This is a genomic window from Streptomyces sp. Ru62, from assembly GCF_002920615.1.
In the GTDB taxonomy this organism is placed as follows: domain Bacteria; phylum Actinomycetota; class Actinomycetes; order Streptomycetales; family Streptomycetaceae; genus Streptomyces.
This window is the reverse complement of sequence record NZ_PQSU01000035.1, coordinates 78385-91304: the sequence shown is the minus strand read 5'-3', so window position 1 is coordinate 91304 and position 12920 is coordinate 78385. Positions and strand designations below refer to the sequence as shown.

Sequence of the window (12920 nt, the reverse complement as noted above, 5' to 3'; positions counted from 1 at the left end):
CCCCCGGCCGCCCACCCCCAGCCCCACCCACTCACCTCAAGATCAATTCCGCCCCCCACCCCCTCCGAGAGAGGGCCGGGGGGTGTGGGGGGCAGCGCCCCCCGCATCACCACCGACGGCGGCCACCCGGCCGGACCCGATACGCCTCCACCCTGTTGTGCCGAAACAACGGAGTGAGGGCGCGGGACGGGATGTTGTTGGGTCGACACAACAGTCCCGGTCAGCGGCTGTGCTCCTCGCGCCATTCCTTCATCGCCTTGGACATCGTGGAGGGTGCGACACCGACCAGGGCCGCGAACTTCGCCTGGGAGGGCGGCGGCTGCTGGGTCTCCTTGGCACGGAGGAAGTCCTCCGCGAGTCGCCGGCGCCCGGCGCGGTCTTCGGTGTACCGCTCTCCGGGCCGTTCGTACCTCTCCTCCACCATGGGCCCAGCGACGCCTTCGCGGTATCCGTTCGCGCCGTTCACGGTCGGCCCGGCCGCGTACGCGGAGGCGTTCGCGGCGAACGCCGCGACGTTCGCGCCCACCAGTTCGCGGTCGTCAGCAGCGGCGGCCCCGGCCGAGCTGTACGGGGCGGGCACGGTGCTCTTCACGACCGTCCGCGAGGGTGCGGCCGCGGGTACCACTGTCCGTTCGCGGTGCGAATCGCGCAGGTCAGCACCCATCTCGGGTGTCGGTTCGACGCCCGCGAACGGCGGGTGTTCGCTCGTCGTTTCCCAGGCCGTCCGTGCTGTCTCCATGTCGATGAGATGACCGTTCGCGCTGTCCGGGCTAGTCGACATGTCGTTCGCGGGTGCCGGTCCCCCGGCGTGCACGACTCCGTTCGCGGTGTTCGCGGCACCCTCGGTGAGGGTCGGGCGTTCACGGTCGCTCGGGTCGCTGTTCGCGGCGTTCACGCGGTCAGCGTTCGCGGGGGGCAGCGCGGTGTTCGCGATCAGCTGGGCGGGGATCGGCAGGCCCCGGCCGGCGTCGCGCATGGCGCGCAGCTCGACCGGGCGGGCCTTCTTCTTCCACTTCGCGCCGTACTTCTCGCGCAGCTCGTCGCGCAGGGTGAGCCGGTCGCGTTCCAGATCGAGCGCTTCGGCGCGTGTGTAGACGTCCCACAGTCGCATGCGTCGCCACACGCCGAAGGTCGGGAGGGGGGCGAGGATCCAGCGGGCGATGCCAAGCGGTTCGAACTGGCGGCCGTCGGCGATGCGGGCCCGGCGGGCGATGGCCCGGCGCAGGGCCTCGGTGATGACCACGACCAGTCCGGGCATCGTGGCGTGCGCGGCGGCTTCGACGTAGTCCATCCACCCGGCGGAGCCGTCCGCCGGCCAGCCGCTGGAGGCGTTGAAGACGACCGTGGCCACGGTGAGCACCCAGGCGAACCAGCGCAGGACCGGGGCCGGGGTGCGGATCGCGCACAGGAACAGGTCGGCGGCGATCAGGCCGATGATGCCGACGTCGATGCCGACGGGGAAGACGTAGGCGAACCAGCCCCAGCCCCAGCCGAGCGCGAGGTCGCGCACGGAGCGGTAGGAGCCGGTGAACCCGATGACCGCGAGGGCGAGTGCGTTGACCGCGACGACGACGGCGGAGGCGAGCAGGCCGCCGCGGATGGGGACCAGGACGTCGCCATCGGCGGCGGTGCGGCTGGCGGATATCGGCGGTCGTCGCTCAGCGCCGGGCACCGCGTGCGTGGTCACGGCGGGACACTCTCCTCGTTCTCGTGGGCAAGGGCGATCAGCACGGTACGCCGAAGTCTGTGATTGGTGATGCCTCTGGAGCCTGCGAGCACAACAACGCCCCCGCCGGCGGGCCGGCGGGGGCGTCGTTAGAGAGGGAGGCGGCCGGTCACCCGACCCAGACGATGTCCAGCACATACAGGTGTGTGCGCGGCTCGTTGACGAAGTAGACGACCGTCAGCGGGCCGACATCGGCGCGGCGCAGGCTCTGCCCCTCGGAGTCGGTAGGGTCCCACTGAGGCCAGCCCCACGGCTGGCGAGAAGCGATGTCGAGCACATCGCGCACCATCTCCCGCACCTCCGGCCGAAGCTGGGCGAGCACGGCGGAGGCGTTCGGGGAGAGACGGGCGGGCCAGGCCGAGGTCATCCGCGGGCCCCGATGACGTCCTCCAGGGGGACGCCGTCGGAGGTGTCCATGCCGCCCGCGAGGAACGCGGCGACCGCCGGGGCGGTGTCCAGGCGGCCGCTCCACTCCCGGATCGTCTCGTGCAGCGGGGTCAGGTCGAACGTCTGCCGGGCCGTCTCCAGGGCGTGCCCCCAGTCGCGTTCGAACGCGGGCAGCCACTGCGCGGCGCGCTGGTGCCGGCTGATGCGTTCGCGCAGCTTCGCGGCGGCCGCCGGGGACGGCGGCGGTGCGGGCTGGTGGACGGGCTGAGCGGTCATCACGGTCCCTCCGGTGTCAGAGTTCGAGTGTGGCGGGCAGCGGCGATGGAGTCGAGAACGGCGGCGCAGGCCTCGGCGAACAGGGTGGTGAACGGCTCGGCATGTCGGCCATGCCGGTCTCCTTCCTGGGATCAGCTGGTGCTGCCAGGCTGTCCGACGGCGGTCCAGGCGGCGTACTCCTGACGGACGTACGGGCGCTGGCTGACGTCGAACTCACTCGACCGGGGGGCGTGCGGTCCGGCGGTCATCGCCGGGTGCTGGTGGTCGAACTGGGCGAGTTGGTAGGCGGCCCGGGCGGCGGCGCCACGGGCGCCGGGACCCGGATCGTCCATGGCCATGCGGTCCATGAGTGCGGCACGGCGCAGCAGGTAGACGCGCTCGGCGACCGTGTCATCAGCCGTGGGCGGTTCGGTGACCATCCCGGCGCGGCGGCCGTCGCGTACGGCGCCTAGCTCCAGGACCGCGTGCATTTCGCGCCGCAGTTCCGGGGCCCCCGCGTACGCCTCGGCCGGGGTCGGGGCGTCGAAGCCCTCACCGGTGTCTGGGTTGAGTGCCATGCTCACCGTGCTCCTCCGGTGATCGACGGGCTGTCGGGCGCGGTCAGTTGCGGGCGGGTGGGAGGCGGTGCGGAGGGCCCGGTTTCGCGGGCGACGATGGCAGCGGCTCGCAGGAGGTTGAGTACGTCGGTCAGGGTCCGGTCGCGGTGCTCGCTCCAGATCTCGTAGTCGACGTACGGGGCGCCGGTGTGAGCCCGCAGCAGCGTCTCCATGACCGTGCGGGCCACCCACTGGGTGTCGGCGTCGCCCATGCCGTCCTGGGCGGTGCTGTGCAGGGCGTCGCGCAGGTGGCGGCCGGAGAACGGGGCGTGTACCTGCGGGTCCCAGTTTTCGCGTTCCATCAGCCGGGCGGCCGCCTCCAGGTGTTGGGCGACCTGTTCGCCGGTCAGCCGGGTGCCGCTGAGGCCGTACCAGGTCCTGGGCTCGTGCAGCTGATCAAAGCTCTGCCGGGTCATGCGCTCACCGCCTTCTGCGCGGTGGTGCCGGCGCCGCAGCGGTCGCAGCGGACGGCGTCCTCGGGGAAGTCGTCGTCGTAGACGGCGAGCAGGTCCATGGGCGTGCGCACTTCCACCCAGGCCGGGCCCGGGCAGCCGCCCAGGCAGGGCACCTGTGCCTCGAACCCCCAGGCCAGCGGGTCGGGATACCAGGTGCGATAGGCGAGGGTGATCTCGTCGCCGCCGACCACGATGGCACCGATCGGGTCGTGGTTCGGGCGCAGCTGAGTCCAGGTGAAGGCGGCCGCCATGTCCTCGCCGAAGAAGCGGCGGGCCAGCACCCGGCGGGCGCGTTCGGTGTGGTCGCCGTCGTCCTGGTGCTCGGCGTGGATGCGGTCGACGGCCCGCTGGAGCAGCAGGCGGAGCCGCAGCAGCGCGTCGTCGGCGACGACGTGGTCGAAGCCTTCGTTGCGCAGGGCCGGGCGGGCGGCGGCGATCTGCTCGTACTGCCGTCGGACGACGCTGTCGGGTACACGCCGGTTGGCGGGGCGGCGCGAGTTGCGGGCCAGGCAGGCGTCCAGCGGGGAGGTCATCACCACTGCCACGGCGGGCAGGTCGTAGGCGTGGGCCGCGTCGACCAGGCGCCGACGCACGTCCGCCCGCGAGTTGGTGGCGTCGATCACGCAGGTCAGCCCACGGGCCACGCGAGCCTCCAGCACCGTGTCCAGCAGGAACACCGCGTCTTCGGTGGCCTCCTGGTCACCCTCGTCGCCGGAGACCAGCGACCGGTAGAAGTCGAGTTCCAGGCGGTAGTCGGCGGGCCAGGTGCGGGCCAGCGTGCTCTTACCCGAGCCGCTCGCGCCGATGAGGACGATCACGGACGGTTCGGGGATGGTGTCGGTCATTGCCGAGTGCTCCTGAGTCTGTGTGAAGGGTTCGGGGCCCGGGGCGGCCGGCTGGTTCCTTGGCCGGGATGGCGGCCGCCCCGGGGTGGTGCGGGGGTGCTGGCCGGTCAGCTGACAGCGGCCAGCTGCGGGGCGCGCTGGCTCTGCCGCCAGGCGTCCAGGACCTTCTTCGGGATCTGGCCCCGGTCCGGCACCTCGTGGCCGTTCGCGCGGGCCCACGCCCGGACGGTGCCGGGCTCGTAGTCCCGCGCCTGCCGCTTGCGCTTGGCGCCGGCGGGCTGGGGCTGGAGCGTGTTCCTGCGGGCGCGCAGCACGGCGAGGCGTTCCTCCAGCTGGCTCTCCTCGCTGGAGATCTTCTCCAGCTCGGCGTCGATGGTGCGCCGCTCGCGCAGCGCGGTGAGGACGGCGGCCGCCTGCTCGCCGTCGGTGCGGACCGTGGTGTCCTCGTGGGCGGCGGCCCACGCGAGCAGCGCGGCGACCTCGGGCAGGGCCTCGGTGATCGGCTCCGGGGCCGGGGCCGGGTCGGGCCGCCCGTCGTCGCTCTGCTCCGTGCTGGCGATGATCTCGGCGACCTCGTCCCTGGGGACGCTCAGCTCGGCGGAGATCTGGTCGGAGCTGTAGCCGTTTTGGTGCATGGACCGGACTACCGCGTCGTAGGCGTTCACCTGGGTGTTCTCCTTGCTGCGGGGATGGATTCGACGGGGTGGAAGCTGGGGGGCGGGCGGCCGGACCACGTCCGGCTGCACCTCGTTCAGGAGGCTCCGGAGCGCGGCGATGGTCATGCCGCGAGGCGTGTGCGCTGCGGGAGGGAGCGCAGGGCGGCGAGCGCCGGGGCCAGCAGCAGGCGGCGGCCGCGGCGGGTGCGGCCCTTGACCTGGTACATGGCCTGGTCGGCTGCCTTGAGCGCGGCCGACAGGGACGGCTCGGAGAGGGCGGCGAGCCGGGCGGCACCGATGGAGGCGCCGACGGTCAGCGTCACACCCTGGTGTTCGACGGGCTGACGCAGCAGCTCGGCGAGGTCGGCGAGCCGGTCGTCCAGACGGGCGTCGTCGTCGACGATCGCGACGAACTCGTCGCCCCCGAGCCGTCCGGCCACCCCGTGGGTGCCGCACCAGGCGGTCAGCCGCTCGCCCGCGGCCTTCAGGACGGCGTCGCCGGCCGGGTGGCCGTGCAGGTCGTTGACCGGCTTGAAGCCGTCCAGGTCCGCGAGGAGGACCGCAGCCCGCGGGCGGCGGGCGATGATCCGCTCCGCCCGGCGGGTCCAGCCGTCGCGGGTCCACAGCCCGGTCAGCGGATCGTGGCGGGAGCGGTCCAGGCGCCGGTAGAGGCGGCTGACGTGCAGCGCCCATCCGCCGGCCAGGGCGAGTGCGGCGAGGGCCAGGCTGACGTTCACCGGGTTCGTCATGCCGCCCGCCTCATCGCGTTGCGGCGCGCGGCGTTGCGTTCGGTGCGGGTCGTGCCGCCCCAGACGCCCTCACCGGCCAGGTGCGGGTTGGCCAGGGCCCACGACAGGCAGTCGGCCATGATGGGGCAGGTGCGGCAGAAGGCCTTGGCCGGACCGGCGTTCACGCCCTGCTCGGGGAACCAGAAGTCCGGGTCCTGAAGACACGGCTCGTCGCCGGTGATCTCCGGGTACGGCACCGACGGGTCGGCCAGCGGAATCGCGATGATCGGAGTCGGGTTTCCGTTCGTCTTCTGAGCCATGATGGGCAGTGCCCTTTCCTCTGTAGGGGTTCGGGTGGCCCGGGGCGGGCGCATTGCTTGGTCGTGGTGCCGCCCGCCCCGGGGCGGATCTACAGAACGTCGTCGTGCCAGACGACCCTTATGGCGCCGACGTCGGCGACCGCACCGGCGCGGTGCCGGATCGCGGTCTCGGTGTCGACGTCCTCGCGAACCTTCTCGACCACGTCGCCGCGGCAGGGGAAGGCCGACGCCGGATACGTGAACCACTGGACGCCGGTCCGGGGCTGCTCGCCCGGGGTGCGGGTCGGGATCTCAACCGCCCAATGCGCCATGAGGTTCACCTCCTTTTCTGCGTTCCTGCGGAGACCGGGGCTGTCCCGGCTCCCCTTGCCGCCCCGCTCCCCGGGCCGGGCGACGCGGGCAGCTGTCAGCGCGGGTCGGACGTGGTGCCGCCGGCGGCGGGCACCCGGCTGATGACGGACTCCAGGACCTGCCACACCCGGATCCCGGCGGCGGCGCCGTACTCGGGGGCGGCGAGGGTGATCCGCACGGAGCGGAAGACGTCGTCCAGGGCGCCGGAGCCGATGCCCGGCCACATGCCGCGTAGCTCGGCGCCGTTGAGGTAGCCGCCGAAGGCGGTGTGGGGCTTCCCGTCGCGCAGGGTGACGACGATGCCCCGCTCGCCGGTGTCGAGCGTGCCGGCGACCTCGACGTCGATGCCCGCCTCGTAGGCGGCGTCGACCAGGTCGCGCAGCAGATTGCGGTCGCGGACGAAGCCCTCGACGGCGGCCTTCTGCTTCCGGATCAGCCCGTCGAACCCCATCTCGGGGTGGATTCCGGGCTGGGAGGCGATGGTGACGTACCCGGCGCGGTTGGCGGCCGCGAGGGTCGGGATCAGCTCGCGGGTCTCCTCGTCGGGCCCGTAGCCCGGCGCGTACCCGGGCCAGGAGGTGATTTCACCCTCAAGCCACAGGGCCATCAGGTCACCGAGGTCGGCGAGGGTTTCGGCGGTCTTCCACCGACGGTCCAAGGGGCGCTTCAGCATGCGTTCCAGTAAGGGCAGTCGGACCTTCACGGAGTTCTCCTGTCGCGGCGTGGCGGGGGACTGGGGGGTCAGCGGGCGAAGCATGCGAACAAGACGATGGCCAGGCCGATGAGACCGGGGATCAAGAAGCTGAGGATTTCCCACGTGCTCTCGCGCATAGCGGTTGTTCCTTCGTGAGTCGGGTGGGGTGGTGTTGGGGATAGTCAGGCGGTGCGGCGCTCGTCGTCGGTGTCGGCGTCCTTGACGACGTGCAGGGGCGGGAGCTGGCCGGTGGCGCGGAGCATGGCGATCGGGTCGAGCGGGCCGTCGGCGAGGGCGGCGCGGTGCGCGCGGGCCTCTTCGATGGCGGCGGCGGCCGCGGACTGCTCGCGGGCGACCTCGATCTGCGCGTTCGCCTCGATCTTGGCGATGGTGATGTCCGCGCTGCGGTCCAGGTTGAGCGCGGCCATCTCGTTGGCGTGTGCGGTGGCCGCGCGGCGGTCGTCGCGGCGGGAGCGGGCGATCAGGACGCAGGAGGCGATGACGGCGACGATCCAGATGATCAGGGCCGGGGTGATCGGGTCGGCGTAGACGCCGACGGACAGGGCGCCGAAGGTCAGCGCCATCGACGAGAAGACGGCGCTGACCGTCTCCTCGTCGTTCTTGGCGGCGAAGTAGCCGGAGGCGGCACCGAACGCGAGCATGAGCCCGGCGGCGCCGGGGCTGTGCTCGGCGCCCTGTGCGTTCCAGATCCGGGCCAGGGCCAGCAGCGTGCCGGCGGCCGCGGTGGTGCCCACGTAGGCGCGGTGCTCGCTCAGGAAGTCGATGGGGGTCTTCGGGGCGGGCATCTGGCCGGGGGCCGGGGTCTGCTCGGGCATCGGGGGCTCCTCGCGGGGGTGGGTCAGTCGGTCGAGTCGGAGGCGGCGGCCTCGGCCCGGGCCGCGGCCTGGGCCCGGTGCTCGATCAGCTGGCGGCGGACGTACTCGCGCTTGTAGTCGATGGCCTCGCAGGCCTCGGCCTGCTTGACCTCGCCGCTGTCGATCGCGGCGGCAACGTCCGCCCAGAAGTCGAAATCGGCGTCGGCCTTGCGCTTGTCACGGGTGGCCTTCGCAGCCGCCAGGCGCTGCTGGACCTGCTGCACACGCTGGGCTTCGGCGGCCTTCTCGGCGTCGGACTTGGGCATTTCGTCAGCTCCTTCGGGATGGGGGAGGATGGGTTCTCCTCCTGCTCCGCTCTGGAGCGGGTTCGGGGCCCGGGGCGGCCGGCTGATTCCTTGGCCGGGATGGCGGCCGCCCCGGGGCGAAGTCAGGCGCTCTCGCCGTACTTCTCGCCGAAGTGGCAGGCCGCCTCGCGCACGCTGAGCGCGGCGTTGTAGGCGGCGGAGGCCTCGTCCTCCTCGCCGTTGTCGTCGTAGGAGTCGCCGATCGCGCCGAGCAGCTGCTCGACGGCGGGCAGCACCTTGCTGCACTGGACGTTGAGGCGCACGTCGTCGTAGCTGGCGCCGGTGCGTACGTCGCGGGCGATCTGCTTGATGTCCTTGGCGATCTTCCACAGGTCGTCGCCGTCGCGGGCGTCGGGGTCGATCCAGTCGGCGACGTCGTACGCGAAGGCCTTGATCAGCAGGGCGGTGCCCCACGTGGCCAGGATCAGCAGCGTCGCCATGTTGACGGTGATGTTCAGGACCGGGGCGAACTCGGTGATGTCGTTGGCCATCCAGGCGAGGGCACCGGCGCCGGCGACGCCGACGGCGACGGTCGAGATGTGGTCGCCCACCAGACGCAGGACGTGGGTGGTGTGGCGCCGGGCCCGCAGGGCGAGGCCGTGGCCGTCGGCGGAGTTGAGGTGCGTCACGGTCATGAGCCGGGATTCCCTTCCCGTCGGTGCGCGGCTCCCGGTCGGGCGCCGCACTCTTAGAATGCCTACTTTTTGTGGGCCTGTCTAGCGTGTGCCTACTTTTAGTAGGCGCATTTTTGTTTCCGCTGGTCAGGCGACCTGGGAGACCGGGACGGCGGGGGCGGGGATCGTGGCGTGGGCGGCGGCCGCAAGGCGGGCGACCAGTTCGTGCGCGGTCTCGCCCGCCTCCCGCAGTGCCTCGACCAGGTCGGCGTCGCCCAGCGCCGTGGCGCTGGTGGTCAGGGCGTCCAGGTAGACGGCCGCGTCGTAGATGTCGCCGCGCAGGTCGATCAGGCCGGGCTGGTAGGCGGGGGCGCTGGTCAGGCTCGCCGCGCCGGCCAGGTGCCCCGGCATGTTGTCGTCGCGCAGCTGCTCGACCTGCTGGTCGAGCGCCGCGGCGAGTTCCTCGGTGCTCTCGTGCGCCCAGGTCTTGCCCCTCAGGCGGGCGGCCAGGGCGGTGAGCTTGGAGGGGACGTTCACGGTGGCTCCTTCGTCGTCGGGGAATCCGGCCGGGTCGACCGGGCGTTCCCGCCGAATCCCGAACTGCGGAACTGCCGGAGTTACAGATTCGGGAACCAGCGCGAGCGCCGGGGCGGGTCATTTGGTGGTGCTGGTGCGGCGTTCGTCCTTGCCCTGGCGGGCGCGCTCGGCGCGGCGCTCGGCGGCCGCCAGGGCGGCCGCGGCCGGTCCGCCGCACTCGACGCAGGGAACGGAGATCCCGGGGGCGGTGATCCGGCCGGTGTCCTCGCAGACCAGGCACTTCGGTCCCTTCTCGGGGGCCTGGACGCCGTAGGCCTTGCGGTAGGCGGAGACCGGCGGGGTCTTCGGGGGCTTCGGCTCCGTCGGGCGCCGGCGGGCGGCCTTGGCCGGATCGACGCCTCCGGCCTGCATGGTCCAGGCCGTCCGCAGCAAGGCGGCGACCGGGCGCATGGCCTCGTTGCGCACCCGCTTGCCGACCTTCTTCTTGACCTTGCGGATCTCGCGGCGGACTTTCGCCTTCGCCTTGCGCCGGCCGTACTTGGCGACCTCGACCGCGCCCTCGCGGATCTCCTTGACGTAGTCGATCGGCGGGGGCGGTTCCTCGCCGAACCCGGCCTCGATCAGCCACAGCCAGTCGATCTCCTGCTGCCCGGCGCGGTAGCGGCAGTACGCCATCCACTGCGAGACGTCGACGCGAGGCTCGACCCAGGTGTGCCCGACCGGGCAAGCGGCCTCCACCACGACGTCCGTGCCGGTCTTGAAGGCCAGCCGCAGGCCGGTGTCCGCCTCGCACACCGGGCAGGCGATCACGGTCGGAACCCACACCCGGCGCCACGTGTGCTCGGGGTCCTCGACGACGTAGCGGAAGCGGCGCTCGAAGAACAGGTAGTGATCACCGGTGTCGGGGCTGAGGGCCCTCCACGGGCTGATCGGCATCGGATCTCCTCCGGGGGAACATTCGTGATCTTTCGGACGTAACAACGGCGGAACTGGGGGAAACGTGCAGGTCAGGGCCCTGGAACAGGTCCGGAACAGGGTCCGGGAGGGGGAACATGTTCCGGCCCGGGGCCGGGGGTTCCGGCCCTGTTCCGGGCCGGTTCCCCCTCGCTGACCTGCATGTTTCCCGGTGTTCCGGAAGCGGGTCAGGCCTCGTCGCCCTCGCCGATGAGCGCCTTGAGGTCGCGCAGGCGGTAGCCCTTGACCGTCTTGGAGGCGCCCTTGGGCCGGTACGACTCCTTGGTCCACTTCTGGCCGCGCGGCGCCAGGACCTTGTCGAGCACCAGGGCCAGGACCGCGCCCTTGGTCATCGGCTCGCCACCCTCGGGGACGAAGCGGTCCAGGTCCCACGACGTCGGGTCGAACTGGTGGAGCTGGTCGAACAGCTCGTCCTCCGTCAGGCCGCTCGGGTTACCGAGGTCCCGGTAGATCGTGCGGATCGTGCGCAGCAGGACCGGGACCGGCTCCTCCTCGACCTCGTCCTCGTCCCACGGGTCGCCGCCGCCGGGGTTCGGCAGCACGACGCCGGGGACGAACGCCGCCGACTCGGCGTCCAGCTCGCACATCCCGGCCGCGGCCCGCTCGGCGGCCCGGCGGTCGGCCTCCTCGTCGCTGGTGATGCAGGCCCGGTAGGGGATCGGCTCGCAGTAGTCGCCGCCAGCCATCACGTACGCCACGGACGCGTCGTTGACGGCGTCGCCCATCGCGGGCAGCAGCCGGTCCGGCCGCCAGCCCTGGGCCATCGCGCCGCCGCCGGCGATCTGCACGATGTCGTCCTTGTCGCAGGCGCACATCACCTGGACCGGGAGTTCGGCCAGCCACATGTTCGCGCCCACCCGGTCGCGGGTGACGCCCTGGGAGGCGATCTCCACGCCCACGTCGGACTTCAGGGAGGTGAGGTTGATCTGCTTGACCAGCTCGTCCAGGCGGAGCGGCTTCTCCTCGCCCTCCTCGGGCTCGGGAAACGTCTCGCTCTTGGCCGCCATGACCAAGGCCGGGAATTCGTCGATAACGACGGTGATTCCGGGCCGCTCCGGGCTGGCCTCCCAGTTCAGGCCCATTCCGAGCCGGTCGAACAGCTTGGGGCGACCCATTCCGATTGCCAGGGCCCATTCGAGAACGACCCGGGCCTCCTTCGGCGTCCGGGCGACCGCGGACATGCACTTGCGGTACGGGCCGAAGCCCGAACCGTACGATCCGAGGTCGATGCCCACGATGATGCGGTCGCTGGTGGCGGTGAGCGCGTCCAGGCGGGCCCGCAGCATCGTCGACTTGCCCGAGCGGGACTTGCCGATGTAGGCGGCGCTGGTCCGCTTGCCCGGAAGGGCCAGGGGGCGGCCGGACATGTCGGCGCCGAACTGCGCCTTGTGCAATTCGTGAGTGGTGACCGACTTCGGCTTCCGGTAGGGGAGTTCCGGAACTGCCTTCCACGGGTCGTCACCCGGAATGCGCAGCACGCATTCGTTGCGGGCCTGCGCGGACTGCTGCAGCAGCGCCGAATTCGTGCGCACGCCCGGCAGGCACGCCTCCAGCAGGTCCAGGTTCGCCGACAGCTTCTCCGGGGTCTGGTTCTTGAGCACGACCACGATCTCAAAGCCCCAGTTGCGCGGGCGGATCTGCAAGGAGTGGACGGCGACACCGATCTCCTTGGTCAGCGCCTCGTGCAGCATCGCCTCGAACGCCCGCGGCGTCATGCCCATCTCGAACCGGTCCGGCAGACCAGCCTCGGTGCGCTCCAGCTCCTCCAGCTCCTCCGGCGACATGTCCGGCTGGCGGCCGACCCGGGCCAGGACGGCGAGGTTGACCAGCACGCCCGCGCCCAGACCGAGCAGGCCGTCCATGAACACGAACCCGGCGGCGTCGATCCCGGCCATCGGCAGGTAGGCGGCGGAGGCGCGCTGGAGGAACTTGCTGCGGGCCCTGGAGACTGCCGCCGTGGCCTGGACCAGGGCCATCGACGACTCCTGCTGCGCGATGTCGGCGGCCTTCTTCTTCGCGTCCCGCTGGAGCAGCGCGAACTGGGCCCGGCGGGCCGCCCGCTCCGCCTCCCGCGCGAGCATCTCTGCGCGGCGCTTCGCGGCGTCGGCGTTCTGCCCCTCGACCCCGCGCACCCAGCGGTGCAGGCGCACGCCGCCGCGGATGGTGGTGGGCACGATGCCGCGCGGCGTCCGCTGCCGCGCCGCCCACCGGCGGACCCGGCGCCGGGCCTGGCGCTGGACGTACGCGCGGCGAGCCGTGCGGCCCTCCGGGGTGCGAAGCGCCGGGCTGATCCACGGCGCATCACCCTCGGGGTCCTCCCCCAGCTCCCACTCGGCGGCGGTGAACACCGTCCCCTCGACCGGCGCGGGCGGCTCGGTCTTGGTCATGTCGACACGGGCCGCCGGCGCGGGCGCGGGGGCCTCGGGCGCCGGGGTGTCAGAGACCTCGGGCGTGGTGTCGGCGAAGGGCAGTCGGATCACCTTCGCGACCGCCTCGCCGCGGCCGGTCTCCGCCGTCCGCTCGTCGGTCTCGTTCATGCTGGTCTCGCCTCCTCATCTGGGGTGGTGGCGAGACGGGGAC

The 12920-nt window shown here is 72.2% G+C and carries 17 protein-coding genes; all 17 read right to left on the bottom strand.

What is annotated here, in order from left to right:
- Positions 1-220: 220 nt before the first annotated feature.
- Positions 221-1687, bottom strand: a complete 1467-nt coding sequence (locus tag C3492_RS35735; RefSeq protein ID WP_181140717.1) for a DUF2637 domain-containing protein — start codon at positions 1685-1687, stop codon at positions 221-223.
- Positions 1688-1835: 148 nt separating this feature from the next.
- Complete coding sequence (locus C3492_RS35730) at positions 1836-2093, bottom strand: hypothetical protein (RefSeq protein ID WP_103816804.1); 258 nt, start codon at positions 2091-2093, stop codon at positions 1836-1838.
- Positions 2090-2389: a DUF6247 family protein gene (locus tag C3492_RS35725; RefSeq protein WP_103816803.1), complete on the bottom strand. Its 300-nt coding sequence runs from the start codon at positions 2387-2389 to the stop codon at positions 2090-2092. The genes C3492_RS35730 and C3492_RS35725 overlap by 4 nt, the downstream gene beginning before the upstream one ends.
- 131 nt (positions 2390-2520) lie before the next feature.
- Positions 2521-2946 (bottom strand): hypothetical protein, encoded by a 426-nt coding sequence (locus C3492_RS35720; RefSeq protein ID WP_103816802.1) that lies wholly within the window; start codon positions 2944-2946, stop codon positions 2521-2523.
- 2 nt (positions 2947-2948) lie between these two features.
- The gene (locus tag C3492_RS35715; RefSeq protein WP_103816801.1) at positions 2949-3401 is read right to left on the bottom strand and encodes a hypothetical protein; all 453 of its coding nucleotides are present in this window, start codon (positions 3399-3401) and stop codon (positions 2949-2951) included.
- Positions 3398-4285, bottom strand: coding sequence for an AAA family ATPase (locus tag C3492_RS35710; RefSeq protein ID WP_103816800.1), 888 nt, complete (start codon positions 4283-4285; stop codon positions 3398-3400). Before C3492_RS35710 ends, C3492_RS35715 begins: the two co-directional genes overlap by 4 nt.
- Positions 4286-4392: 107 nt before the next feature.
- Positions 4393-5067, bottom strand: a complete 675-nt coding sequence (locus C3492_RS35705) for a histone-like nucleoid-structuring protein Lsr2 (RefSeq protein WP_103816799.1) — start codon at positions 5065-5067, stop codon at positions 4393-4395.
- On the bottom strand, positions 5064-5690 hold the full coding sequence (locus C3492_RS35700; RefSeq protein WP_181140716.1) for a GGDEF domain-containing protein: 627 nt from the start codon (positions 5688-5690) through the stop codon (positions 5064-5066). The genes C3492_RS35705 and C3492_RS35700 overlap by 4 nt, the downstream gene beginning before the upstream one ends.
- A complete protein-coding gene (locus tag C3492_RS35695) occupies positions 5687-5989 on the bottom strand; it encodes a WhiB family transcriptional regulator (RefSeq protein WP_103816798.1) in 303 nt (100 codons plus the stop codon). Before C3492_RS35695 ends, C3492_RS35700 begins: the two co-directional genes overlap by 4 nt.
- Positions 5990-6078: 89 nt before the next feature.
- Positions 6079-6300: a hypothetical protein gene (locus C3492_RS35690; protein ID WP_103816797.1), complete on the bottom strand. Its 222-nt coding sequence runs from the start codon at positions 6298-6300 to the stop codon at positions 6079-6081.
- 95 nt (positions 6301-6395) lie between these two features.
- Complete coding sequence (locus C3492_RS35685) at positions 6396-7043, bottom strand: DUF6919 domain-containing protein (protein ID WP_103816796.1); 648 nt, start codon at positions 7041-7043, stop codon at positions 6396-6398.
- A 173-nt stretch (positions 7044-7216) separates the two neighbouring features.
- Complete coding sequence (locus C3492_RS35680) at positions 7217-7870, bottom strand: hypothetical protein (RefSeq protein ID WP_103816795.1); 654 nt, start codon at positions 7868-7870, stop codon at positions 7217-7219.
- A gap of 23 nt (positions 7871-7893) precedes the next feature.
- A complete protein-coding gene (locus C3492_RS35675) occupies positions 7894-8175 on the bottom strand; it encodes a hypothetical protein (protein ID WP_103816794.1) in 282 nt (93 codons plus the stop codon).
- Between the two features lie 122 nt (positions 8176-8297).
- Positions 8298-8849: a hypothetical protein gene (locus C3492_RS35670; protein WP_103816793.1), complete on the bottom strand. Its 552-nt coding sequence runs from the start codon at positions 8847-8849 to the stop codon at positions 8298-8300.
- Between the two features lie 126 nt (positions 8850-8975).
- Entirely contained in the window at positions 8976-9365 is a 390-nt protein-coding gene (locus C3492_RS35665) for a hypothetical protein (protein ID WP_103816792.1), read from the bottom strand.
- 117 nt (positions 9366-9482) lie between these two features.
- Positions 9483-10301, bottom strand: a complete 819-nt coding sequence (locus C3492_RS35660; RefSeq protein WP_103816791.1) for a hypothetical protein — start codon at positions 10299-10301, stop codon at positions 9483-9485.
- A 206-nt stretch (positions 10302-10507) separates the two neighbouring features.
- Entirely contained in the window at positions 10508-12877 is a 2370-nt protein-coding gene (locus C3492_RS35655) for a hypothetical protein (protein ID WP_103816790.1), read from the bottom strand.
- Between the last annotated feature and the right edge of the window lie 43 nt (positions 12878-12920).